This window comes from Paenarthrobacter sp. NPDC091669 (genome assembly GCF_044756725.1).
Lineage (GTDB): Bacteria > Actinomycetota > Actinomycetes > Actinomycetales > Micrococcaceae > Arthrobacter > Arthrobacter bambusae_C.
In genome coordinates this window covers 164,258-187,857 of sequence record NZ_JBIVTK010000002.1, presented here as the reverse complement: position 1 = coordinate 187,857, position 23,600 = coordinate 164,258, and the positions used below count along the sequence as shown (strand labels likewise).

The 23,600-nt window shown below is 63.7% G+C and carries 20 protein-coding genes; 9 read left to right on the top strand and 11 right to left on the bottom strand.

Going from position 1 to position 23,600, the window contains the following annotated elements; all coding sequences use genetic code 11:
• Positions 1–2: 2 nt before the first annotated feature.
• On the bottom strand, positions 3–764 hold the full coding sequence (locus ACIQLI_RS03815; protein WP_089595934.1) for a demethylmenaquinone methyltransferase: 762 nt from the start codon (positions 762–764) through the stop codon (positions 3–5).
• A 91-nt stretch (positions 765–855) separates the two neighbouring features.
• Between ACIQLI_RS03815 and ACIQLI_RS03810 the strand changes: the two genes are divergently transcribed.
• The 4 genes from ACIQLI_RS03810 (at position 856) to ACIQLI_RS03795 (ending at position 4,859) form a co-directional block, all read left to right on the top strand.
• Entirely contained in the window at positions 856–2,211 is a 1,356-nt protein-coding gene (locus ACIQLI_RS03810; RefSeq protein ID WP_400385197.1) for an isochorismate synthase MenF, read from the top strand.
• Between the two features lie 158 nt (positions 2,212–2,369).
• Complete coding sequence (locus tag ACIQLI_RS03805) at positions 2,370–3,167, top strand: ABC transporter substrate-binding protein (RefSeq protein ID WP_400385194.1); 798 nt, start codon at positions 2,370–2,372, stop codon at positions 3,165–3,167.
• 94 nt (positions 3,168–3,261) lie between these two features.
• Positions 3,262–4,053: an amino acid ABC transporter permease gene (locus tag ACIQLI_RS03800; RefSeq protein ID WP_089595937.1), complete on the top strand. Its 792-nt coding sequence runs from the start codon at positions 3,262–3,264 to the stop codon at positions 4,051–4,053.
• Positions 4,054–4,064: 11 nt separating this feature from the next.
• Entirely contained in the window at positions 4,065–4,859 is a 795-nt protein-coding gene (locus ACIQLI_RS03795; protein WP_354229747.1) for an amino acid ABC transporter ATP-binding protein, read from the top strand.
• 266 nt (positions 4,860–5,125) lie between these two features.
• On the opposite strand, the gene menD is transcribed toward ACIQLI_RS03795, so the two are convergent.
• The 4 genes from menD to ACIQLI_RS03775 form a co-directional block, all read right to left on the bottom strand.
• Positions 5,126–6,835, bottom strand: a complete 1,710-nt coding sequence (menD, locus tag ACIQLI_RS03790) for a 2-succinyl-5-enolpyruvyl-6-hydroxy-3-cyclohexene-1-carboxylic-acid synthase (protein WP_400385189.1) — start codon at positions 6,833–6,835, stop codon at positions 5,126–5,128.
• Positions 6,836–6,987: 152 nt separating this feature from the next.
• Positions 6,988–9,075: a PhoX family protein gene (locus ACIQLI_RS03785; RefSeq protein WP_400385186.1), complete on the bottom strand. Its 2,088-nt coding sequence runs from the start codon at positions 9,073–9,075 to the stop codon at positions 6,988–6,990.
• Positions 9,076–9,152: 77 nt separating this feature from the next.
• Entirely contained in the window at positions 9,153–10,169 is a 1,017-nt protein-coding gene (locus ACIQLI_RS03780; RefSeq protein WP_400385183.1) for an o-succinylbenzoate synthase, read from the bottom strand.
• 61 nt (positions 10,170–10,230) lie between these two features.
• Positions 10,231–10,839 (bottom strand): hypothetical protein, encoded by a 609-nt coding sequence (locus ACIQLI_RS03775; RefSeq protein WP_400385180.1) that lies wholly within the window; start codon positions 10,837–10,839, stop codon positions 10,231–10,233.
• Between the two features lie 102 nt (positions 10,840–10,941).
• Between ACIQLI_RS03775 and ACIQLI_RS03770 the strand changes: the two genes are divergently transcribed.
• Entirely contained in the window at positions 10,942–11,583 is a 642-nt protein-coding gene (locus ACIQLI_RS03770; RefSeq protein ID WP_400385177.1) for a DUF2510 domain-containing protein, read from the top strand.
• Between the two features lie 64 nt (positions 11,584–11,647).
• Positions 11,648–12,700 (top strand): LacI family DNA-binding transcriptional regulator, encoded by a 1,053-nt coding sequence (locus tag ACIQLI_RS03765; RefSeq protein ID WP_400385174.1) that lies wholly within the window; start codon positions 11,648–11,650, stop codon positions 12,698–12,700.
• A 93-nt stretch (positions 12,701–12,793) separates the two neighbouring features.
• Here the strand turns inward: ACIQLI_RS03765 and ACIQLI_RS03760 are convergent, their stop codons facing one another.
• Genes ACIQLI_RS03760 through ACIQLI_RS03745 form a run of 4 tightly spaced genes read right to left on the bottom strand, consistent with a single transcriptional unit; the run spans position 12,794 to position 17,478 of the window.
• Positions 12,794–14,188: a glycoside hydrolase family 32 protein gene (locus ACIQLI_RS03760; RefSeq protein WP_400385171.1), complete on the bottom strand. Its 1,395-nt coding sequence runs from the start codon at positions 14,186–14,188 to the stop codon at positions 12,794–12,796.
• A 28-nt stretch (positions 14,189–14,216) separates the two neighbouring features.
• Positions 14,217–15,089, bottom strand: coding sequence for a carbohydrate ABC transporter permease (locus tag ACIQLI_RS03755; RefSeq protein ID WP_354229731.1), 873 nt, complete (start codon positions 15,087–15,089; stop codon positions 14,217–14,219).
• 8 nt (positions 15,090–15,097) lie between these two features.
• Entirely contained in the window at positions 15,098–16,063 is a 966-nt protein-coding gene (locus tag ACIQLI_RS03750) for a carbohydrate ABC transporter permease (protein ID WP_400385168.1), read from the bottom strand.
• The gene (locus ACIQLI_RS03745) at positions 16,060–17,478 is read right to left on the bottom strand and encodes a sugar ABC transporter substrate-binding protein (protein WP_089595948.1); all 1,419 of its coding nucleotides are present in this window, start codon (positions 17,476–17,478) and stop codon (positions 16,060–16,062) included. Before ACIQLI_RS03745 ends, ACIQLI_RS03750 begins: the two co-directional genes overlap by 4 nt.
• Positions 17,479–17,633: 155 nt before the next feature.
• On the opposite strand from ACIQLI_RS03745, the gene ACIQLI_RS03740 reads away from it, so the two are divergent.
• Positions 17,634–18,545 (top strand): phosphatase PAP2 family protein, encoded by a 912-nt coding sequence (locus ACIQLI_RS03740; protein ID WP_400385164.1) that lies wholly within the window; start codon positions 17,634–17,636, stop codon positions 18,543–18,545.
• A 100-nt stretch (positions 18,546–18,645) separates the two neighbouring features.
• On the opposite strand, the gene ACIQLI_RS03735 is transcribed toward ACIQLI_RS03740, so the two are convergent.
• Complete coding sequence (locus tag ACIQLI_RS03735) at positions 18,646–18,834, bottom strand: hypothetical protein (protein ID WP_400385161.1); 189 nt, start codon at positions 18,832–18,834, stop codon at positions 18,646–18,648.
• 299 nt (positions 18,835–19,133) lie between these two features.
• Between ACIQLI_RS03735 and ACIQLI_RS03730 the strand changes: the two genes are divergently transcribed.
• Together ACIQLI_RS03730 and ACIQLI_RS03725 are read left to right on the top strand one after the other, a co-directional pair.
• Positions 19,134–20,474: an acyltransferase gene (locus ACIQLI_RS03730; protein WP_400385158.1), complete on the top strand. Its 1,341-nt coding sequence runs from the start codon at positions 19,134–19,136 to the stop codon at positions 20,472–20,474.
• Between the two features lie 110 nt (positions 20,475–20,584).
• The gene (locus ACIQLI_RS03725; RefSeq protein ID WP_400385155.1) at positions 20,585–22,126 is read left to right on the top strand and encodes a M28 family peptidase; all 1,542 of its coding nucleotides are present in this window, start codon (positions 20,585–20,587) and stop codon (positions 22,124–22,126) included.
• A gap of 110 nt (positions 22,127–22,236) precedes the next feature.
• Here the strand turns inward: ACIQLI_RS03725 and ACIQLI_RS03720 are convergent, their stop codons facing one another.
• Positions 22,237–23,454: an MFS transporter gene (locus ACIQLI_RS03720; RefSeq protein ID WP_400385152.1), complete on the bottom strand. Its 1,218-nt coding sequence runs from the start codon at positions 23,452–23,454 to the stop codon at positions 22,237–22,239.
• Between the last annotated feature and the right edge of the window lie 146 nt (positions 23,455–23,600).

The following is a 23,600-nucleotide window of genomic DNA, read 5'->3' as shown; positions in this document are numbered from 1 at the left end:
GGTCAGCCGGCCTGTTGGCGCGGCTTGATCTGGCGGCGAAGCTTGGCCACGGGAACACTTTCGCGGTGCTCGGCGGGCTTCTGTGCGCGGTGCACGGCGACAATGCCGCCGCTGAGGTTGCGGTAAGTAATATCGGTCCAGCCGGCGTCGCTGAGCCACTGGGCCAAGTGGTCCTGGTCCGGCCAGGCACGGATGGACTCGGCGAGGTACACATAGGCGTCCGGATTGGAGGACACCTTGGTAGCGATGGCCGGGAGCGCACGCATGAGGTACTCGGTGTAGAGGTTGCGCCACAGCGGCACTACGGGGTGCGAGAACTCGGCAATGACCAGGCGGCCGCCGGGCTTGGTGACGCGCAGCATTTCCTCCAGTGCCTTGCGGGGCTCTACGACGTTGCGCAGGCCGAAGGAGATGGTGGAAGCGTCGAAGCTGTTGTCCGCGAACGGCAGGTTGGTGGCGTCGCCGGCGATGAAGTCGATGTCCGGGCGGCGGCGCTTGCCCACTTTGAGCATGCCCAAGGAGAAGTCGCAGGCCACGACGTCCACGCCGGCGTCTGCGTAGGGTTCGCTGGAGGTTCCGGTGCCGGCGGCGAGGTCCAGGACCTTCTGGCCAACCTTCACATCCACGGCATCAACCACGATCCGGCGCCAACGCCGGGTCTGCCCCATGGACAGGACATCATTGACGACGTCGTATTTTGGGGCGACATCATCAAACATCGTCGCAACTTCGTCCGGACGCTTTTCCAAGGATGCTCGGTTCACCCTGTAATTGTCTCAGACATTCAGCCGACTTTGCTGCGCTGTAGAAGTCGGCTCAGATTCTGGTTGTCCGCGGGAGTACTGTTGTTCCATCATGACGAGCACGCTCCGCACCTTGACAGTCCCCCTCGATGTTGAATCATCCTCCGGGGGGCTGCCGTCGTTTCTGGTGCGGGACGACATTCTTTGCTGGTCCCGCCGCGAGGCTGGGTTGGTGGGCTACGGCGAACTGACCCGCTTCAACGCCACCGGACCCGAGCGTTTCCTTGAGGCCGATATCTGGTGGCGGCACCTCATTCTTGAGGCCGAAATCACTGATCACGTGGAGCTTCCGGGAACCGGTCCCGTGGCTTTCGGCTCGTTCGCCTTCTCCAAAACCTCCCCGCATGTGTCCCGTTTGATCCTCCCGGAGCTGGTGGTAGGGATCCGCGATGGCCGCGCCTGGGCAACCCAACTAACGTTCGACGACGACCCCCTCACCGAAGCGGGCGTCCTCGCCTCCGTGCACCGCTGGCTGACAGAACCGGAATCGAACGGTGAGGATTCGGCGGCAGGAGGGTCCGACGTCGTGCCCTCTGCCAAGGTGATTGCCGCTGACGGTTCCGCCGGTCACCTCAGCCATGGTTCCCTCAGCGAGGACGCGTGGATGCAGGCAGTGTCCAACGGCGTGGAGGAGATCCGCGCCGGGAAACTGGAGAAGCTGGTGTTGGCGCGCGACGTCGTCGCGAACCTTCCGGAGGGCGTCAACGCCGCGGAGGTACTTCGCCAACTCGCCGCAAGGTACCGCGAATGCTGGACGTACGGCGTGGACGGATTGGTGGGCGCAACGCCTGAGATGCTGATTCAGGTGGAGGGCCGCACCGCACAAGCCCGTGTGCTGGCAGGAACCTTGGATCGACGTGATGCCGACGGCATGGACGGCTCCCCCATGGAATATGCGGAGCGGGTCCTGGCTGGATCCGAGAAGCAGCGGCATGAGCACGAGATCGCGATCGATTCCCTGACGCGTCAGCTTGCGCCCTTCTCGGACGCGATGAACTCACACAGCGAACCCTTCATTCTTGAACTACCCAATGTGTGGCATCTGGCCTCGGACGTGAAGGCGGAGTTGGCGGATATCGAGGGGCACGTGCCCACGTGTTTGGCCCTGATCAACGCGCTGCACCCTACGGCCGCAGTGTGCGGAACCCCCACACTGGTTGCCGGTGCGTTGATCCGCAAACTCGAACACCTGGACCGGGGCCCGTACGCCGGACCTGTCGGTTGGCTCGACGCCGCCGGCAACGGCGAATGGGGTATCGCGCTCCGGGGCGCGGTGATCGAGGACGCCAACACGGTGCGCCTGTACGCGGGGTGCGGCATCGTCGAGGGCTCCCAGCCGGAGGCCGAACTGGCGGAAACCTGGGCGAAATTCCGGCCGATGCTTGAAGCGCTGGGAATCCGCCGCTGAATCTGGGATTCCAGACAGAGCTCCTTCGGGCGTGGTTGATAAGCGCGTAAGCTTGTTATCCAATAGTGAAACTTCGTTTCCTGTGATGCACATCTCACGTTCGGCGCTACACTAAAACCGACTCAGTTCAGCATCCACCGCAACAAAAGGTAAACAACATGCAGATCTCCCGTTCGGTTCTGTCCGGCACCAAGATTGCCGCCGTGCTCGCAGCCGGCGCACTGGCCCTCACCGCCTGCGGTGGCTCCTCCACCCCGGCCGCCTCGGATGACTCGGGCCTCAAGCTCATCAACTCCGGCAAGCTCACGGTGTGCTCGGACGTTCCCTACGAGCCGTTCGAATTCCAGAAGGACGGCAAGATTGTCGGCTTCGACATGGACATCGCCGCCGAGCTCGCCAAGGACGTCAAGGCCGAACTCAACGTGGTGGACAGCTCCTTCGAAGCAATCGAGACCGGCACCGCACTGACCGGCTGCGACGTCTCCATCTCCTCGATCTCCATCACCGACGTCCGCAAGAGCGTCATGGACTTCTCCACCCCTTACCTGGACGACGACCTGACCCTCGTGGCCACCTCGTCCTCCGGCATCAGCAACATCGACGGCGCCAAGGGCAAGAAGGTCGGCGTCCAGCAGGCCACCACCGGCGCCCAGTACGCCAAGGACAAGGGAATCGACGCACAGCAGTTCGAAGACTCCGGCCTCCTGGTCCAGGCCCTCAAGGCCGGCACCATCGACGCCGCGATCGGCAACCAGTCCGTCCTGGGCTACGCCATCAAGGACGACTCCAACCTCAAGCGCGTTGAAGACTACGCAACGGGCGAGAAGCTGGGCATCTCCATCAAGAAGGGCAACACCGCCATGACGGACGCCGTGAACGCCACGCTGAAGCGCATCACCGACGACGGCTCCCTCAAGAAGTTCGAGACCACCTGGTTCGGCGAAGCCACCAAGTAGTCCGAGCCCCGGCTCCCCCAGATCCACGCAGGCGGGCCCCGAAACGACACGTTGTTTCGGGGCCCCACCTGCGCAACATGAATGTGAGAACCCCATGGCAATGACTGCACGTCAACGAGCCAAAGTCAGTTTGTACGTCCAGGCCGGAATCTTCGTCGTGGCCGTGGCCGCAGTGATCCTCGCTGTGGACTGGAAGACGATTGGCACCAGCGTCTTCAACTTCTCCAAAATCGGACCGATGTTCCCGGACATCTTCCTGGTGGGCCTCAAGAACACCCTGATTTACACGTTCCTCGGCTTCGTGGTGGGCTTGTCCGGAGGCCTTCTGCTGGCCCTGATGAAGCTCTCGTCCTTCCCGCTGTACCGCTGGCTCGCAACGGGATACATCGAGTTCTTCCGGGGTGTTCCCGCACTGCTGGTCTTCATCGCTTTCGGCTACGGCGTTCCGCTGGCCTTCGGAATCCAGTGGGACGTGAACATCATCGTGATGGTCTCCCTGGGTATGGTCGCAGCCGCGTACATCGCTGAAACCCTCCGTGCAGGCCTTCAGGCCGTGCCCAAGGGCCAGATGGAAGCAGCCCGTTCGCTGGGCATGCCACAGTGGCGGGCCATGGTTTCCATCGTCATCCCGCAGGCTTTCAAGATTGTCCTCCCGCCGCTCACCAACGAGATCATCCTGCTCACTAAGGACTCCTCGCTGATCTACGTCCTGGGCCTCACCGCGTCCCAGTACGAGCTCACCAAGTTCGGGCGCGACGGCATCTCCAGCCTCGGAGCCGGCTTGACGCCACTGCTCGTGGCCGGCGCCTTCTACCTGGTCATCACCATCCCCTTGAGCCTCCTGGCACGGAAGTTCGAAAGCCGCTCCGCGCGGACGAAGCGATAGGCAGGACAGTCATGAATAACTCCACTGGGAGCACGTCCGGCGTTCGCGCTGCGGGCGTCGACATCAAGGATCTCCGCAAGTCCTACGGCAGCAACGAGGTCCTCAAAGGTATCTCCCTGACCGTTGAACCTGGTCAGGTAGTTTGCCTGATCGGGCCCTCGGGTTCCGGCAAGTCCACCCTCCTTCGCTGCGTCAACCTGCTTGAGCAGCCCAACGCCGGCACCATCAATGTGGGCAAGTTCGAGGCTACCGACCCCGACGTAGACCTCAACAAGATGCGCCAAAGCGTTGGAATGGTGTTCCAGCACTTCAACCTGTTCCCGCACCTCAGCGTCCTGGACAACTGCACCATCTCGCAGACTAAGGTCCTCAAGCGTTCCAAGTCCGAAGCTGCTGACGTAGCGCGCCACAACCTGGAGCGCGTTGGCTTGGGACACCTCGCCGACCGATTCCCGGATCAGCTCTCCGGTGGCCAGCAGCAGCGCGTGGCTATTGCCCGGGCCCTGTCCATGGACCCGCAGCTCATGCTTTTCGATGAGCCCACCTCTGCCCTCGACCCCGAAACCGTGGGCGACGTCCTGGCCGTCATGCGCAAGCTGGCACAGGAAGGCATGACCATGCTGGTGGTTACCCACGAGATGGGCTTCGCCCGCGAAGTTGCCGACCGCGTGGTCTTTATGGACGCCGGCGTTGTGGTGGAAGAAGGGCCGGCGGAAAACGTCATCAGCGCCCCCACCCAGCCTCGCACCAAGGAATTCCTGCGCCGCGTCCTGGATCCCACGCACATTGGTGTGGAGGAAGCGTAGCTCCTTCGTTTTGCTCCGCCGACGGGCGGGCGGCACTCCTCTGTGGGTGGTGCCCGCCCGTTTTTGCGTGCTTGGGCGCACCCGCTTCCGCATCCCGACCAACCCACACCAACCCACTACTCCCGCCCCGCGCCCACACCCGCACGGCGCACCGTTTCCGCCCGGCGCACCACTCGTTCACCGGCGGCGCACCCCTTCGCGCCATTCGCACCAGAGCGTACGGGCACGATCGGCGCCAACGGGCGCGTGGTTGGCGGGCATTGGTCTTAGCGGGCCGTCAGGACCTGGCTCACTGCAGAGGAAATGGCTTCCTTAATCCGAGCATGAAGTACCCGCAGGCCTGCCCGGTCCACGCGCACCTCCACAATGGTGCGCCCCTTGAGCGGCGCCTTGAGCGCCGAGGTAAGTTCCGCCGTCGTACTTACCGCTTGATGTCCGACGCCGTACGCCGCCGCGAGTGCCGCGATGTCCACTGAGTGCGGGGTGCCAAAGAGGCGTTCGACGGCGGTGCCGTAGGCGCCTGAGTCCTCGACGGCGCCGTGCTCGAGGAGGCTGAAGATGGCACCGCCGGCGTCGTTGAGCACCACGATGCGCAGGTCCGGCACAGGTTCACCGTGGCCGAGGAGCAACCCCCCGGCGTCGTGGAGGAAAGTGACATCGCCCAGGAGGACCGTCGTTTCGCGTCCGCTGCCCAAGGCAATACCTGTGGCTGTGGCGATGGTGCCGTCGATGCCGGCGAGGCCACGGTTGGCGTAAACACTGGCAATCGGTTCGGTGTGGGGTTGTCCGGCGAGGTCGACGTCGCGGATGCCGTTGGAGGACCCGAGCACCAACTGTCCGCGGGAGTGCTCCCAGACCGTAGCGCCTACTGACGGACCGTTCGCGAGGTTCTCCCCCACGAGCACCCCATCGAGGCCGTGTTGGGCGGCCGCGCCCGCGAGGAGCCAGGAATCGAGCCATTCGGCAGAGCCGCGGCCGGCGAAATCGGCGAGCTCGGGGAGGGTTTCGATCGGCGTTTCACGGCGTCGGCCAGCCTGGTACCAAGCAACAGGAACGGGCTGGTAGATGGCTGTCTCTACTGATTCGCGTGCCAGGAGGGATGCCACGGGACGGGACAGCGTGGCGCGGCCAAACAAGACCACGCGTTCGATCGGAGATGGTGATTCGGGCCCGAAATGCTCCAACAACACCCGGTACGGTCCCACTGCATTCGGGCCGAAGCGTGCGTTCGACGAGGGTTCGGCGAGCAGGGGCAGGCCATGGGCGCGGGCGAAGGCCTCGGCCACAGGGCCAGCGTCGTGACCTGCGAGGACTACGGTGCGTCGCTCGGCGAGTTCACTGGATGCTTCCGGGAGAACCAGTGCCTGAGGTCCGGCGTCGTAATGGAACACACCGTGTCCTGCAGCGGTAGGAAGCGCGTCGCCGTCGGCCGGCACCAAGGGGTCACGGAAGGCAAGATTCACTTGGACAGGGCCGGGCGGGGTGTCTTCGAGGGCGCCGGTCGCTGCGTACAGCGCCGTGGCAACTGCTTTTTGGGGATGGTCGCCCGCCGGAACGTCGACGGCGAATCTCACGTGATCGCCGAAGAGGTCCAGTTGGGTGGTGGTCTGGTTCGCCCCGGTTCCGTGGAGTTCTTCCGGGCGGTCCGCGGAAATAACCACCACGGGAACCGCGGAATGATTTGCTTCCATAACGGCCGGCAGCAGGTTGCCGACAGCCGTGCCGGATGTGGTTACCACGGCAACAGGGGCCTCGGTGGAAAGTGCCAGGCCAAGCGCGGTGAATCCGGCGTCCCGTTCATCGATCCGCACGTGCAGCCGGACGCGGCCCGAAGCTTCTGCTTCAGCCAGGGCGTAGGCCATGGGCGCAGAACGTGAACCTGGCGCCACCACCACGTGCCGCACACCGCCGTCGAGCAGTGCCGTAACGGCGATCCGGGCGGCACCAATGGATGTCAGAGAGTCCTGGGAAGTCACCGTTCCAGTCTATTGGCGTACGCGGACCCTCAACGCGCGCTTACACCCCGGCCCAAACACGCGGGAAGTGATAGAGCGTCCGGGAAGAGGAAGTGCTCCCCCACCCGGCAACCCGGGCGGGAGAGCACTCGTCATGCGGAAGGTACAGAAGCCTACTTACGGAAGACCTGCACCACCGAGGGGCGGGGAGCCCGCGCCGCACCCGCAGCGGGGGTAGCACCGGCCGGCACGTAGTCCGGGAAGAAGGAGTTCTGTGCCGCGAACGAGCCGTCCTCACCCGGGTGCTGGACGGCGACGAACACCGTGCGCTCTTCGTCGTGGATGATCGGACCACAGGTTTCAGCGTCGCGGGGAACAGCAAGGAACTGCTCAACCTTGCCGCGCTCCGGTCCTTCGAGGGTGACCTTGAACAACCCGTCGGCGTAGCCAATGGTGCCGGGGGCGCCGTCGGTGGAGATCCAGAGGTTGCCCACGGAGTCGAAGGCTACGTTGTCCGGGCAGGAGATCGGCGAGACTTTGTCGGCCGGGAAGCCGGAGAAGTACGTGGAGGTGTTCTTGGCGGGGTCACCGGCCACCAGCAGGAGGTTCCAGTTGAACTTGGTGCCTGTCTGCTCGCGGCCTTCGGTGATTTCCACGACGTGCCCGTCACGGTTGAGGGTGCGCGGGTTGACCTCGGTAGCGCCTTCCTTGCCCGGCTTGCCACGGTCGGTGTTGTTGGTGCAGGCCACGTAGACCTTGCCGGTACGCGGGTTGGGCTCAACATCTTCGCAACGGTCCATCTTGGTCGGCCCAACCTTGTCGGCGGCCAGGCGGGTGTAGACCAGGACTTCCGGGACGGTCATGCCGGGAACTGCGGAGGTGCCGTTGACTACCAGGGGCAGCCATTCGCCGGTGCCGTCGAAGGCGCCGTCGGCAGGAAGCTTGCCGGTACCGTCGATGTCGGCAGGCGAATCGCCCGTGAACTTGGCAACGTAGAGGTCACCTTCGGAGAGCAGGTTCATATTGTTCCTGCGGGCCTCGCGTGAGTCCCCGGCCTGGTACTTGCCCTTGGAAACGAACTTGTAGAGGTAGTCGAAGCGCTCGTCGTCGCCCATGTACGCCACTACCTTGCCGGACGGGGCAACAATGACGTTGGCGCCTTCGTGCTTGAAGCGGCCCATCGCGGAGTGCTTCTTGGGAGTGGAGCTGGGGTCGAACGGGTCAACTTCAACAATCCAGCCGAAGCGGTTGGTCTCGTTGGCGTAGCCGGCGTTCCGTGTGTCGAAGCGTGGCTCGTCGAGTTCCCACTGGCGGGTGGTTGCCTTGGCGGAGAGACCGTAGCGCTTGTCTCCGTCGCTGGTGCCGGGAGCGGCGAAGTAGCCGTTGAAGTTCTCTTCGCCGGAGAGGATGGTTCCCCAGGGGGTGGTTCCACCGGCGCAGTTGCCCAGCGTGCCCTTGATCCAGCGGCCTGCCGGGTCGTCGATCGTCTTGACCAGATCGGTACCGGCCGCGGCGCCCGTCAGTTCGTAAACAGTGTCCGTGAGGAAGCGACGGTTCAGGGGTGCTCCCTGGACGTAGTTCCACGGCTTGTTCTTGTTCTTGCGCTCGAGCTCCACCACGGCAAGGCCATGCCCGGCGCGTCCGATGGCACGTGCCTCTTTGGGGTCAAAGCCTTCGGGCAGCATGATGTTCTCGTTGGTGTACTCGTGGTTGCTGAAGAGTACGGCACGGCGATCCTTGGAACCCGGGATGGGCAGGATGTCCGTGTAGTCGTTGTTGTACCCGAACTGGCGGGCCTGGGCTGCGGCAGTCTGCGCGTTGAGGTCAAAGGCAGGCGAGTCGGCAAAGAGGGGGTCGCCCCAGCGGATGACCGGCTTCCAGTCGAAGCCCTCGGGCACGGTGAAGGCATCCACCGCTGCGTCTACCGGCTTGATGGCGGTGAACTTGAGCTTGGACTTGTCGAAGCCCTTCTTGGCGGCATCGGAGAGTCCGTTTCCCGGGTCGGCCACTGCGGTGTCGCCACCGGTCACGGCACCACCGAGGACGATGGCGAGCGCTCCTGCGGCACCGAGGCCCAGGGCGGCACGGCGGGACATGGCTGTGGAGGCAATGTCCCGGAAGTAGCCGTTGGCGCTCGTGTTGCAGACATCGCCAGAGCAGGCGTTGTCGCATTTCAAAGCGCAGGTAACCGCGCTGCGCTTGCCCTTGGTGTGGCCGAGCATGGGGAGCAGCGGAAACGTGCGTCCGGTGGTTTCAGACATGGGGGAAGACCTTCCAGAGGTGTACGAGGTTCACGCTGAGCCTTTCAGCGGAAACCGAATCTGAGAGGTCTCTCCGGTTAAGAAACGGTGAACAAAGGATGCTGGTTTCCTGCCAGTACTGCATGCACCCTGCGAAGACGGTCCAGCCACCAGTCCCTGCGCTCCGCCGGGGCCGCGTACTGCTCAAGCAGCCCGGGATCGGCGACAGCCTCGCGGACGTGGATGGCGCCGTCGTCGGCCACCAAGGGGTCCAACGTAATGTCCGAGGCAAACAGCGAAACGGTGCCAAGTCCGCAAGCGTAGGGAAGTGAGGGCAATGCGCCTGCGAGCGCGAGTCCAGCGCGGATGCCCACGGAGGTATCCAGCGCAGAACTGACGACGGCGGGCAGCCCGGCTTGGTGCACGATGTCCAGGGCCCGCCGCACTCCCCCGAGTGGAGCGACCTTCACCACGATGAGGTCCGCGGCGCCGGCTCTGGCTACCCGAAGGGGATCGTCTTCCTTGCGTACGCTCTCGTCCGCGGCGATGAGGACCGGCGTCCCAGCGTCAGAGAGCCGACCACGGACCTCGGCCAGGCCCTCAATGGTGGGTACGGGCTGTTCGGCGTATTCAAGGCCGACGGCAGAGAGCTTCCCCAGGGCCTTCACTGCCTGCTCTACGTCCCATCCCCCGTTGGCATCCACTCGGATGGCGGCCTCCGGCAAAGCCTCACGTACTGCGTTTACCCGCGCTACGTCGTCCTGCAAAGACTGCCCGCGCTCGGCAACTTTGATTTTGACCGCGTCCACCCGACCGAAGCGTGCCAGCACCTCCGGGACGCGCTCTGCTGGAATGGCGGGAACCGTCGCGTTGACCGGGATGGTGTCCCTGAGCTGAGGGGGGAAACCAAGCCAGCCGGCCTCGAGGGCGGCGGCCAGCCAGCGGGAGGATTCGTCGTCGTCGTATTCGGGGAACGGACAGAACTCGCCCCAGCCCCTGGGCCCGCGCAAGAGGAGCGTCTCGCGTTCCATGATGCCGCGAAACTTCACGCGCATGGGGAGAGAGACCACATGGGCCGAATCGAGAAGTTCTTCGAGAGGGGGAAGCGCAGGCATAGTGCCACTGTACCGGCGGCCCTCCGACCCGGCGGATGGTCAATCCGGCTATGTGGACAAGCTACCCGGACCAGTAGTTCCGGACCCTGCCCAAGGCATCCCCGAGCTGGGCACCTGACAATTCAAGGGAGCTTTCCGGCAGTCCCAACGCCTCCCACCGGGCCACCAGCGTCGTGTCCCCTTCCAGCGGCAACGGCCATAACCAGTAGCGGCCGGTGAACTGGACGTAGTCGCCGTTGTTACTCCCTCCGCCTCCACCCAAGGTTGTCAGCACTGGCCCAGTGACGTCGTCATTTTCTTCAGAGGACGCCGGCCCGTGGATGGCAGCGACAGCCTTGCGTCCGTCCGCAAAGGCGACCCCTAATTCCAGCCCCGTTCTGGTGTCCAAGCTGGAGCGCGGGTGGTTGTAGCACTCCTCCACGATCTCCCGCCACTCCTGGTCTGGCTCGTCCCCGCGTCGAACGGACCACACCAGGTCCAGCAGGCATCCCGTGGAGTAGACCTCTACCAGTTTCAGGGCCACCACCATCCGCTGGCTCTGATGAACAAAACCGCCAACGGGAACCACCCCAGGCAGTTCCTCCGACGGCGGTCCGGCCCACCCCGGCCTGAGCGGCTGCGGTTGACGTGCTTGTTCGGGAGGCTCAGGGAGGTCGTCGAAGAAGCTCATAAACCACTCATACACCACCCCACAGGCACTGGGGAGAGGCGCGTGGCAACCGAGAGACGGCAATCGCGATATTCTCGGAATACGACTCAATGTGGGGGAGATATGACTCAATCAACGCCAGGTTCCACGACGCCTCCCGGATGGTACCCGGACCCTTCGGACCCCCGGCTGGTCCGTTGGTGGGACGGCCACACCTGGACAGCCCACCAGGCGCCGCTGCAGGCCCCGCAACAGGTGCAGTACCAACCGGTTTTCAAGGCTCCACGAACCCCGATCAGCGAACAGACACCGGTCTACAACCCTTTCATTTGGGCCATCACGTTGCTGCCCTTGGTCTCGGTTTTGTTCATGCTCACCTGGCAGCCGGAATTCCGCGTCATCACCACCCGTCAAGGCGTCACCACGCTTGACCCCTTATCCATCTACACGCCGGGGTACTTCCTGCTGATGGCATCGAGCCTGGTGATCTATGGCCTTTCGGTGTTCTTCGCGTACCTGGACCATCAGCGGTTGGCGAGGTCCGGCGTCGTACGTCCCTTCCACTGGGCCTGGACGTTCCTGAACTCTGCGGTCTACGTCATTGGCCGTTCGGTGATCGTCAATAAAGTGGCACCCAAGCGCGGACTGTTGCCGGTGTGGATCACCATCGCCGTCTTTGTGATCAGCATGGTGGTGGCCGGCATTTGGACGTCCACCATGATGCAGACCATGGTGTCGTCCTTCGGTTCTTCACTCACCACCTAGTACCCCAGGGAAACCTCACACGCGTTAGGTAGACTGCTGTCAACAACCGGAAGGACACCTCCCCATGAACCGCAAGGCCACCGCACTGGATGTCGCCAAGCTGGCGGGCGTGTCCAGAAGCGCGGTCTCGCTGGTCCTGAATGGCCGCGGCGACGGGAATGTGGCCAAGGAGAGCCAGGACCGGATCCGGGCCGCGGCGCTGGAGCTGAACTACTCCCCCAACGCGATCGCGCTCAGCCTGCGAAACCAGCGTTCACGGGTAATTGGCATCCTGTCCGATGAAGTGGTGGTCAGCCCGTTCGACGGCAACATCATCGGCGGCGCGGATGACATCGCCCGCAGCCGCGGCTTTGTCACGGTTGTCATGGACACTGAGCGGGATAGCGCCCGGGATGCCGGCGCCATCGAGACCCTCCTTGACCGGCAAGTGGATGGGCTCATGTACGTCACTGTGGGCTTGAAACCGATCGACGTTCCGCAGGGCATGCTCCGCGTTCCCTCCGTGCTGGCCAACTGCTACGACGCCCTCCCCCAGCCGCAGCTGCACCACGTTATTCCGGACGAGGTCACCGGCGGTCGCGAAGCTGCCGAGCACCTGCTGCAGCTGGGTCACCGGGACATCGCGCTGCTGGCAGGAGATGAAGACTCGCCGGCCGCGCCGCTCCGCGTTCAGGGGTACCGGGATGCGCATGCAGCGGCCAACGTTCCGCTGCGGGGCGACCGGATCTTCATGGCCGGATGGGATATTGATGCCGGCTACCGCGGCGCCATGAAACTGCTCGACGGCGTGTCCCCGGCTGAACGTCCAACGGCCATCATGTGCGCGAACGACCGCCTGGCCGTCGGGGTGACGCTTGCGGCTGCACGGCTTGGGCTCAGCGTCCCCGGGGACCTGTCCGTGATGGGCTACGACGACGAAACCCGGATCGCTGACACCATGGTTCCGGCACTGACCACCATGGCATTGCCGCTGCGGGAGATCGGCCGCGCCGCCATGACCACGCTGCTGGACGCCATCGAGGGAACCGACACCACAGGAAAGGGGACCACCGTTGAAACGATGGTCCCCTGCCGCCTGGTCATCCGCGAATCGACCGGCCCTGCGCCCACACGCTGACTCCCCGCGTTGCGAGGCCCGCTCTGCGCCCCAAACCCAACGTGAAGCACGCAAAACAGGCCCCACAACCAGCGCACGACGCCGGCCTGCCGCCTATGCGGGGAGGCTCAACTTCCACACGTCGGCAGTCGCGCCGTCGGGCAAGGTGAGCTGCCAGTCCTCCCCCGGAGCCGGGTAGGCCCGAAGGGTGGTGGCGACGGAACCGGAACGATAGACCTCCACGAGGGAAGCATCGACGAAGATCCGGAGCTCCTCCCCTGCAGCAAGGGAACCCGAGTAGACCACTTGAGCATCGGCCCCCGAACCAAGCACCAGTTCCACAGAACCGGATCCAGAAGAAGAACCCCGAACCAGCACCTCGGCAAAGGCAGGCACAGCAACAGATCCCGCAGCTCCCGAAGCCACAGCAGCACCCCGGTACGCCTCAATCCCAGACGCAGGAGCCACCACCAGCACCCCGTCAACCACGGACAACACGCGGGGATGCGTCAGCACACCCGACCACCCGGCGTCGTCGATTTCTTCCTGGGTGCGGCCACGGCGACCGTCGCGTCCGGGACCTTCATTTGCCCACCCCCATAACAAAGCAGCAGCAGGAGCAGAACCGTCAGAGTAAGCCAGCTGCACAATCTGCGGCGCATAGAAGTCGCGGCCAAGATCCGCCTTCCCACCCGAGACCGGGGCAAACACAGGCAGCCCCGTGACAGGATCCGCCGACAGGGAGCCGGTCAGGTAGCCCACCCCGTTGGCGTGCTCATGGTCGTCGCCGGAGAGCCACAGGGAGAACATCATGACCCAGGTGGAGCCACCGGAAGAGAGTGGCACCTCCACCAACTGCGGGCATTCCCAGATCTCCGCCGGTGTATGCACAGCAGCCACGGGATCAGCAGTGGTCAGCCAGATCCCTTGGTACTTCCAGTCGTCAAGGGAGTCCACCGTGTACAGCAGCAACGCGGCGCGCCCGTCGGAGAGCCCCGCACCCTGCATGGCATAGCGGGCGCCGTTGAAGCGGAAGATGAAGGGGTCGCGGACGGCTGTTACCAGCGGATCCTCAGGCATGGACGCAGCCACATGCCCGTCCTGCTCCCACGTCACCAGATCAGCGGACCCGCGTGCGATCACCACCTGCGAGTGACCGCCGTGGTCCTTGATCCCGGAGTAGGCAGCGGTGGGCACGCCATCGTCCGAGGTCACTACGCCCGTCCAGCAGCCCGCCGAATCCGGCCCTCCGGCCTGCGGCGAAAGCGCCACGGGGTGCTCTTCCCAACGCACCAAATCAGAAGAGCTCAGGTGCCCCCACTGAATCTGCGAGTGCCGCGCGGAGTCCGGGTTGTACTGGAAGAACACGTGGTACCGGCCGTTGATGAAGCTGATGCCGTTGGGATCGTTGATCCAGCCTTGCGCCGGCCGCGGGTGGAAGCGCGGGAATGCGGGATCCGGGTGCGTCGCCGCCATGGAAAGAGAGGAAGAAAGTGCAAGGTCCGTCAACGGAACCCCTTTCAAAAGAGAGTGAAAACTATTTGCCCGTGCCCGCAGTGAGGCCGTCCTGCAGCGCGCGCTGGCCGAACATGAACACCACCAGCGCGGGAATCATGGACAGGACAACACCAGCCAGGACCACGGAGATGCTGCCGGTGCCGAGATTGCCTTGAAGGGAGACCAAGCCCAGCGGGAGGGTGAAGTTCTGCTCGGAGATGGTCATGATGAGGGGCCGGAAGAACTCGTTCCAGTGGAAGTTGAACGCCAGGATGCCCACGATCGCCAGACCCGGCATGGCCAGCGGCGCATACACGGAGCGGAAGGTCCGCCACGGCGAGGCGCCGTCGATCGCGGCCGCTTCAGCGAGCTCACCCGGCAACCCCATGAAGTACTGGCGCATCAGGAAGGTACCGAACGCCGTCGGGATGGCCGGAATGATCAGCGCGAGCAGAGTGTCCGAGAGGCCCACGCCACGGATCAGCATGAACACGGGTACGATCGTGACCTGCGCGGGCACCATCATGGTGGCAAGCACGATCGAGAACAGGGCGCCCCGCCCTCGGAACTTAAGGTGCGCAAACGCGTAGCCAGCCAAGGCGGCCGTGATCATTTGCCCCACAGCGATCAGACCTGTGACCAGCGCGCTGTTCAGCACCAACAGCACGATGTTGAGTTGCTTGAACACCTGCTCGTAGGAGGTGAAGTCCGGGTTCAGCGGAAGGAACGCGGGCGGCAGCTGGAAGGATTCCGACGGCGGTCGCAGCGAGGTGGACAGCGTCCACAGCACCGGGCCCAGGATAAAGACGGACGCGATCAGCAAGACAACGACGCGGACGGCCACTGACCAGTCGCGCTTCTTCCGCTTCACCACAGGCGCCGTGGTGGTGACACGTTCTTGAATGGTAGTCATGGCGGGCCTTACTGGTAGAAGACGAATCGTTTGCTGAGCCGAAATTGCGCGGCGGTGATGGCCATGATGATGAGCGTCAGGATCACGCCGATCGCCGAGGCCTCGCCGAACTCAAGGCGCTGGAACGCGGACTCGAAGATGACCATCACGGCTGTTCGCGTTGAGTCTCCGGGGCCGCCTCGGGTGAGCACGTAGGGCTGGTCGAACACTTGGAGCGCGTTGATGATCGCCATGACCGAGGCCACCAGGGTGGTGGGGCTGAGCAGCGGCAAGGTGACGAACCAGTGCTTGCGCCAACCCGTCGCACCGTCAATGGACGCGGCCTCGTACGTCTCCACCGGAATGGAGGCCAGGCCGCCAATGAACAGCAGGAACGAGAACCCGAAGTTCTGCCACACATAAACAAGAATCACGACGGCGGCAGACCCGGTTGGCGTCGTCAGCCACGGGACCGCTGGGATGCCAACGATGGAAAGCAACCAGTTCACCACGCCGAATTGCTCGTTGAAGAGGTAGCGCATGAAAATCGATACCGATGCCGCGGACAGGATCAGCGGGAAGAAGAAGGCGGAGCGGAAGAACACCCTGAGCCAGGCCGGGAGCTTTTCCTGCACCATGATCGCCAGGCCCAACGCCAGTCCGAGCTGGAGGGCCACTGCCACCACCACGAACACGATGGTGTTCAGGAATGACACCCGGACTGTCGGGTCCTGGACTACCTCGGCAAAGTTATCGAAACCCACGAACGTCGGCGCGGAGATGATGTCCCAGCGGAAGAAGGCGAGCGCAATCGAAGCCACGATCGGCAGCAGGGTGAAGATGCCCATGCCCACGATGGTCGGGGCCAGGAAAGCCCACGGCAGCCAGCGTTGTTGGACGCGGCCGCGCTTGGAGATTTGCCCGGTCTTATGGGCGGCCTGGCGCCGACCCGGCTCACTCCCCGTGCCTGTAGGAGTACTGGTGGCGGTGCTCATGGCTGCCTCCTCAGGGCAATTTCGAGGTCACGCTGCATGGAGGTCAGGGCGTCCTTGAGTTGGCGCTCATCCCCGCTGACGGCCAGGCTGACGTTTTTCATGAGGGCGGTTTCGACGGCGGCCTGCTGGGGTGGCGCCGGAATGGGCCCTGTGGTGGGGAACTTGTCCAGGGTGTCGTAGAAGACCTTCCAGTTCCGTGGACCGGTTCCTGCGTAAAGCTGTTCGTTGACCATGGAGCGCCGGGCAGGGGTGGTGTTTGGTGTGGGGAAGACGATCTGCATGGCTTCGCGGCTGGAGCTGAACTTCACCCATTCCCAGGCGGCGTCCTTGTCCTTGGCGGTCTTCATGATCGCGTACCCGGCGGTGCCGAACTGGTGCCGTTGGGTGCGCCATTTGGGGAAGAACTGAACGTCGAAGTCATTCTCGGTCATCCCCGCCTCGTGGAGGCCTTGGACCCAATAGCCGCCCGCCGGCGTCGTACCTATCCTGTTGGAGGCGAAGAGGCCGATCAGCGCACTGCCGCCGCCTTCCTCCGGCCGGACACCCAGCCCATCCTTGACCAGTCCGCGGAGGTAGTCGAAGGATTCGAAGACCCGGGGATCGTCGGCGTTGGGTTCCAGCCACTGGTAGCCGCCGGAGCGGAGGCTGCGGGAGGGGTCGTTGGCGTAGAAGCCGTCCCACAACCATTCGCCGCCCGGGGACTTGGTTTCCTTGAGGAAGCTGGTGTCATTGGCGTAGAGCCACGGCACCACGCCACCGAAGAGGCGGTTGGTCCAGTAGTAGGGGGTGAAGTCCTTGGGGTTGGCCTTCTTCATGGCGGCGAGGGTGCTGCGGAAGTCGGTGTGCGTCCAGTTGTCGGAGGGTCGCTCCAGTCCCGCTTTAGTGAGCGCAGTGGCGTTGTAGTACATGTTGGCGGCGTTCCAGTCGATGGGGAGCTGGAACAGGCTGCCTTTGTACATGAATGCTTCCACCAGGCTGGGATGGACGTCCTCGAAGTATTCCTTCATGTGGTCCGCGTCGCGGCGCAGGTACTCATCCAGGGGGTGGGCGAGCTTTTCTGCGAAGAGCTGGGCGCCTTCCGTGGCCACGTAGACCACGTCCGGCGGGGTGCCTGCTGCCACCATGGTGAGGATCTTGGTGAAGAAGTCCTTCCAGTCCACGGCCTGGATCGCTTGGACCTTGACCTTGATTTCGGGGTGGACTTTGGCAAAGGCATCGATGACCTTTTGACGGGCGGCAGCGTCTGCCGCGGTGCCCATGATGGCGATGCTGAGGCTGTTGTCTCCCCGGCCGGGGATGTCCGCCCCGGTCAAGCGCGGCCACGACGCCGCGGTTACTCCAACAATCCCGGCGCCGAGGGCTGTGAGGGCACTTCTGCGTGTGAATTGACGCAAAGCCCCATTGGTTCCCGACATGTAGATTTCCTTCCCTAACACGTGTTAGGAAGCCTAAACCTGCCACCTAACACGTGTCAACCGTCACAGGAATGTTGCAGGGATCTCACTTTGCCCCGCCATGCTCATAACGAACTCACACCGGCCTTCCAGAGAACTGTGGCACCCTAGACAGAATGAGTTCCCAGCAATTCCGCACCAGCGGGAGGTCGAGCAAACGGCCGCTTCAACAGCGCGACGCAGGCATTGGAACAGGATTCCTTTTCATCCTGGCCACCATCGCCAGCGTGGTGGGCCTGGCCGCGACGTACTACTTCTTTGTGCGCACCACCATGGGCCAGTTCATCGACGAGTCAGCGCTTGTTGAAGCCACCGTGCTGGGCGGAACAGCCGGCAGGGCCTCTACGGAGTTCCTGGACATGCTGCCCATGATGTCGCTCGCGATAGCCGCCATCATGGTGCTCTTCGTGACCATCGCCCGCCGCCGCTGGAGGGCCGCAGGCATCGCCGTGGCCGCATGCATCGCCGCCAACGCAGCCACGCAGATCCTCAAATTCATCATCCCGGACCGGCCCGACCGCGGCGTCCAAACCCTGGAACTGAACTCACTTCCGTCCGGGCACACCACCCTCGCCGCCTCCGCTGCCGCTGCCGTATTCCTCATGGTGTCGCCGCGCTGGCGCCCTCTGGCCGGGTTCCTCGGCAGCACCTTCGCTGTAGCTACCGGAGTCTCCACGCTCATCAATCAATGGCACCGCCCGGCCGATGTCGTAGCGGCCTTCCTGGTAGTCGGCGCCGTCATGCTCCCGGCAGGGTGGCTCATCCTCCGCACGGGGACCAGCTGGAACGTGTGGAAGGGATACGGCGAGCACTGGGCCGCTTCCCGGCTGTGGGTGTGGCTCACGGTAACTGCTCTGGTGGTGGCCGGCATTGTTGCGGGCTACTCGTTGCTGCAGGTCATGCCCGGGCTGAGCACCGACAGCACCATCGACTACTTCTGGGCCGGCACAGCCTTCATGGTGATCGCCGGCTACCTTTCCGCCCTGGGCGGCACGTGGCTCTTCGGACTGGCGGCGCGGAAGAACTAAACGCTCGTCATGCACGACGGCGGCGCACCCCTTCGCGCCGACCGCACCAGAGCTTACGGGGGCGATCCGCGCCAACCGGTGCGCCCGCCGTGGCGAGTTGCTAGTCCTCCGGGCCCACTGAATCGAAGAACCTGGGATCCTCCGCGGCCGCATTCCCCCGAAGGTGCGCCTGCTCCCGGATGAAAAGTTGGTCATCGGCAGTGAGCAACGTGCCGCCGTGGATGTCCACGGCCCCGTCCTCGCCGGTTTCGCCATTGAAAATGGCCGTCATGGTTCGGGGCACAATCATGCTTCCTGGATTGTCGATGAGCCATTGCTGCGTCTCCGGAGAAAGCTGACTCCAAAATTCCCTGATGTGCATAGTGATCAGCGCTGCCGTTCATTGTTGGGGTGGATTCGTGGGACCTGAGGCGCTGCGCAATCTCTCTGGATACTGGGGCGGGTCCTCCTTCTTCAGGCTACGCCCCGTCGGGTCATTCCTAACCCGAATGCCGAGACCTTTCTGAACAAGACGTCGACGTAACCCCGTTCAGTGGGTTACAGTTAATCCACTCGTTGGATAAACAAGGCAACTTCCCAGGAGCACCCATGTCTTCCACCTTCACGCCCGCCTCAAGCAGCAAGCCCGCTACCGCACACGTCCCGGCGTCCCGCGATCTCGTGGTCGACTTCATTCGCGTCGCCTGCATGTTTGCCGTAGTGGCCGTCCACCTGCTCATGATGGGCATCAGCGTGGACTCCTCCGGTATTGGGGTAGGGAATCCCTTGACGTCCTTGAGCTGGTTCGCGCAGGGGACGTGGTTCGGCCAGGTCATGCCGCTCTTCTTTGTGGTGGGCGGCTTCGCGTCGCTCACCTCGTGGCGGAGCCTGCAACGCAAGGGCGGAGACGCCGGCGATTACCTCCGGAACCGCGTGCTCCGACTGGTTCGTCCTACGGTCGCCCTCTACGCCTTCCTCACCATTGCGCTGTGGAGCGCGACGGCGGCCGGCGTCCCGGGCGACCTTCTTACCGTTATCGCTGCGGGCGCGGGAGTTCAGTTGTGGTTCCTGGCTGCATACCTGATCTGCCAGGCGATGGTTCCTACCATGGCGAAGCTCCACGGCCTGGCACCGTACCGGACCGTCGCAGCGCTGGCCGCGGGCGCCGTCGTCGTTGATGTTGTTCGCTTGGGCTTGGAGCACAACCCGTGGGGTTTCGACTCAAATCCGATCGGGCTGCTGAACATGGTGTTCGTGTGGGGGCTGCTGCAGCAGCTGGGGTTCTTCTACGCCGATGGCTTCTTTGACCGGTTTGCCCGCTGGAAGCTGGTCCTGGCCGCGGTTGCTTGTTATGGAGCGCTGGTCCCGCTGACGGGTGCCGGTCCCTACCCCGTGGATATGCTGACCAGCCAGAACCCGCCCATGTTCCCGCTGGTGTTGGTGGGCCTGGCGCATGTTTTCCTGGTCAAAGCCGTGTACCCGATGTTGCAGTGGTGCGTGCAGGTGGGCTGGGTGCAGAAGGTGATGTTCGTGGTGGGCAGCCGGGCCATGACCATCTACCTGTGGCACCTGCCGTTGATCATTGCCTTGTTCGGGATCGCACTGGTCCTGCGGCTGCCGTTCCCTGAGCCAGCCAGCACCGAGTGGTGGCTGAGCCGTCCTCTCTTCTACATTGCAGCGTGGGCGCTGGTGTTGCTGGTCTCCACGCCCCTGGTCCGCTTGGAACTTGCCGGCACTGCGCTGGCTCCCGGTGCTTCGCGGCCGCCCTTGTGGCGTATCGCAGCTGGAACCGTCCTGGCGATCATCCCGCCCTTCGTGGTGATGAGGCAGGCCCTTGATGTCACCAATGCGACATGGGGTTTGGTCCTGTTGGTGGTCGCCGTGGCACTTGTTACCGGCAAGGTCCCGGACCGGGCATGGAAGACGCCACGGCCGGCTGAGCGCGTCTAAGCCTGACCGGCGCAAAAAACAAGCCTTCACCAGCGGACTCCTGAGGGGTAGATTCTGCGCTACCGCACCCGGCCACCCAATTACCGGGTCCCCACAGGGAGATGCATGAGATGCATACAAAGCACAAACCACGCATTGAAAACCGAACCTCTGCCCTCGCGGCAGGAGTGGCAACGTTCGCCATTCTTGCCGTGGCCATAACGCCACCCGCACTGGCTGCCAAGGGGACGGACACCCAGGCCCTTCGCGACGCAGTCACTGCGGAAGCCATCATCGGCCACCTCGAAGAACTTCAAGCGATCGCTGATGCCAATGGCGGCACGCGATCTGCCGGTACGGCGGGCCATGTGGCCTCGGCGGAGTACATCGAGGATCAGCTTGAAGCCGCAGGGTTCGTGACACAACGACAGTATTTCGAATACCTCAAGTTCAACCTGACGGGTGAAGCTTTTGAGCGGCTTACGCCAACCCCAAGGACATACACCGAGGACGATTTCGCTGCGATGTCCTACTCCGGCTTCGGTAGCGTCACGGGGACGGTGACGCCGGTGGATATCAATCTCACGGGCGACCGTGCCTCAACCAGTGGTTGCGAGGCTACCGACTTCACCGGATTTGTGGCCGGAAGTATCGCACTTATTCAGCGTGGCACCTGTCCCTTCAACACCAAGGCCGTGAACGCCCAAGCTGCGGGGGCAGCGGGCGTGATCATCTTCAACCAGGGCGACGCCGATGATCGGCTGGGCAGGGTGGATGGAACCCTCGGCGCACCCACGGCCGACAACCCCGCAGTGACGGTCCCAACGGTTGGCGCAAGCTTTGCCGTGGGAGAGGAATTGGCCGGTCTTTCAGGAGCCACGGTGCGCATCGAGGTGGAGGGCGACACCCAGCCGATCGAGACCTTCAACGTCCTGGCCGATACAACCGGACGTGCAGACCGGACGGTCGTGGTGGGGGCCCACTTGGACTCAGTGGCTGAAGGCCCGGGCATCAACGACAATGGGTCCGGCTCCGCCGCCATCCTGGAAACCGCACTGCAGTTCGCGGCGCTCGGAATATCCCCGGAGAACCGCGTGCGCTTCGCGTGGTGGAGCGGTGAGGAAGACGGCCTGATTGGCTCCGACTACTACATTTCGGAGCTGAGCAAGACTGATCTCAAGAACCATGCGCTCAACCTCAACTTCGACATGGTGGCATCTCCCAACCCGGTCCGGTTTGTCTACGACGGCGACGGCCAACCGCTCGGCACTGCCGGCCCCAACGGTTCGGCGCTGATCGAGAAAGTCTTCCTGGACTACTTCGCCTCGCAAGGCCTGCCAACGGAGCCTACAGAGTTTGATGGCCGCTCCGACTACTTCGGTTTCATTGAAAACGGCATTCCGGCCGGAGGCCTCTTCACCGGCGCCGAAGAGATCAAGACGGCGGAGCAGGCGGCAATCTACGGCGGCACGGCAGGGGTTGCCTATGACCCCTGCTACCACCAGGCCTGCGATGACATAGACAACATCGACGCAACGGTCCTCGAACAGATGGCCGACGCCATTGCCCACTCCACGCTGGTCTTCGCTGAAACCCAGTCCGCGGTGAACGGCACCGCGAAGGGCACGGGCAACCTGAAGCTCGAATTCAAGGGCAACCAGGCAGTCCGCTAGCAGTTCCCTCACCTGAACCCATCTGAACAACGAACGGCCGCAGGGCAACCCTCAGAGGGGTTGTCCTGCGGCCGTTGGTGGTTGCCAGGCTTCTTACTGCGGCAGAAGGTTCAGTAATTCCGCCGGTGTTTCAATCTTGGAATTGCGACGGCGAACACCACTGCGGCTGCGAAGCCCAGTACGCCTGTGGCCCAGATCCCTGCGGACAGTGAGATGGCGGCTGTCAGCCCGGAAAGCAGCACCGGTCCCCCGGTTCCGCCAGAGTCAGCTATGAAGCGCCAAATGCCCAAAAAGTGGCTGCGGCCGTTGTCCGGCGAGAAGTCGGCCCCCAGCGTCATAATGAGTCCTGAACTAATGCCGTTGCCGAACCCGATCAGCAGTGCAACCAGCAGCAGCGGCACAAACCCTGCGGTGAAGGGGATCAGGATCAAGGCCGACCCCATGATCACTGTGGAGGGGATGGCCACCCATTGGCGGCCTTTCCGGTCCATGAGCTTTCCAGCAGGGTAGAACACCAGCATGTCGATCGCACCCGACAGGCCGAACAGCAGGGAGGCATGCGTGGCGTCGAGCCCTAAGTGATCCGCCCACAACGGGATGACCACCTGACGCGAGGCACGCAAGGCACTCAACAGCAGAATCCCGAACCCTACGGTCAGGAACACGCCCGCATGGGAGGCCGCGACGCTCCGCAGCGTGGACGCCGGAGGGCGAGTGCCGCCGTCGGACGTGTCCGGAGCCACCAGATCCGGGATGGTGAGGGACAAAGCTGCGGCCGCCATCATGCCCGCAAAGCCCACCCAGTATGCGCCGCTGATGCCCGCGAACTGCATGACGCCGGCCCCAACGAAGGGTCCGATGAAGAGACCGATCCTGGTCACGCCGCCCAATGTGGACAGTGCCCGTGCGCGATAGAGAACCGGGACCGCTTCTGTGAGGAACTTCTGCCGGGCAAGGTTGAAGACGCTGGCCGACATACCCACCAGCGTCATCGAAGCCGCCAGCAGCCACAGGCCGTGCTCCATTTGAGGTGCAAACGCTGCCGCACCGAGCGCTATTGCGCCTAAGGCGCCGGCCCCGACGATCGACCATCGTTCGCCGAACTTCTCCGTGATGATCGACGCCGGAATGTTGAAGATCCAGGATCCCAGTCCAATCAGCGTCACGATCAGCGCGGAAACTGCCACGGACGCCCCGAGGTCACGTGCTGAGAGCGCGATGACCGGCAGCACCGCCCCTTCACCAATACAGAACAGCAACGCGGGCCCGAAGGCCGGAAGCGCAACGCTGCGAAGGCTGAACGTTTGGTTTGTCTGGGTCTTGGTCATCCCTTTCATCCTAGGACTGCGATTACTGAGGTCAGGGCCAGCATTACGTTGTGCAATGGGCGCCCTTAGACCAGTGCGCTCCGCAGTTTGTTGCGGCCCCTGGGTACGGAGCCGCAACAAACTACATGCCGAGCGGGATTGCGTGC

Bases quoted from the DNA above. Each gene is read 5' to 3' on its own strand.
- ACIQLI_RS03775 (WP_400385180.1), bottom strand. From the start codon at position 10,839: ATGAGCTTCTTCGACGACCTCCCTGAGCCTCCCGAACAAGCACGTCAA.
- ACIQLI_RS03725 (WP_400385155.1), top strand. From the start codon at position 20,585: ATGCATACAAAGCACAAACCACGCATTGAAAACCGAACCTCTGCCCTC.
- ACIQLI_RS03745 (WP_089595948.1), bottom strand. From the start codon at position 17,478: ATGTCGGGAACCAATGGGGCTTTGCGTCAATTCACACGCAGAAGTGCC.
- ACIQLI_RS03770 (WP_400385177.1), top strand. From the start codon at position 10,942: ATGACTCAATCAACGCCAGGTTCCACGACGCCTCCCGGATGGTACCCG.
- ACIQLI_RS03805 (WP_400385194.1), top strand. From the start codon at position 2,370: ATGCAGATCTCCCGTTCGGTTCTGTCCGGCACCAAGATTGCCGCCGTG.
- ACIQLI_RS03740 (WP_400385164.1), top strand. From the start codon at position 17,634: ATGAGTTCCCAGCAATTCCGCACCAGCGGGAGGTCGAGCAAACGGCCG.
- ACIQLI_RS03730 (WP_400385158.1), top strand. From the start codon at position 19,134: ATGTCTTCCACCTTCACGCCCGCCTCAAGCAGCAAGCCCGCTACCGCA.
- ACIQLI_RS03800 (WP_089595937.1), top strand. From the start codon at position 3,262: ATGGCAATGACTGCACGTCAACGAGCCAAAGTCAGTTTGTACGTCCAG.
- ACIQLI_RS03755 (WP_354229731.1), bottom strand. From the start codon at position 15,089: ATGACTACCATTCAAGAACGTGTCACCACCACGGCGCCTGTGGTGAAG.
- ACIQLI_RS03785 (WP_400385186.1), bottom strand. From the start codon at position 9,075: ATGTCTGAAACCACCGGACGCACGTTTCCGCTGCTCCCCATGCTCGGC.
- ACIQLI_RS03795 (WP_354229747.1), top strand. From the start codon at position 4,065: ATGAATAACTCCACTGGGAGCACGTCCGGCGTTCGCGCTGCGGGCGTC.
- ACIQLI_RS03780 (WP_400385183.1), bottom strand. From the start codon at position 10,169: ATGCCTGCGCTTCCCCCTCTCGAAGAACTTCTCGATTCGGCCCATGTG.
- ACIQLI_RS03720 (WP_400385152.1), bottom strand. From the start codon at position 23,454: ATGACCAAGACCCAGACAAACCAAACGTTCAGCCTTCGCAGCGTTGCG.
- ACIQLI_RS03750 (WP_400385168.1), bottom strand. From the start codon at position 16,063: ATGAGCACCGCCACCAGTACTCCTACAGGCACGGGGAGTGAGCCGGGT.
- ACIQLI_RS03810 (WP_400385197.1), top strand. From the start codon at position 856: ATGACGAGCACGCTCCGCACCTTGACAGTCCCCCTCGATGTTGAATCA.
- ACIQLI_RS03765 (WP_400385174.1), top strand. From the start codon at position 11,648: ATGAACCGCAAGGCCACCGCACTGGATGTCGCCAAGCTGGCGGGCGTG.
- ACIQLI_RS03735 (WP_400385161.1), bottom strand. From the start codon at position 18,834: ATGATTGTGCCCCGAACCATGACGGCCATTTTCAATGGCGAAACCGGC.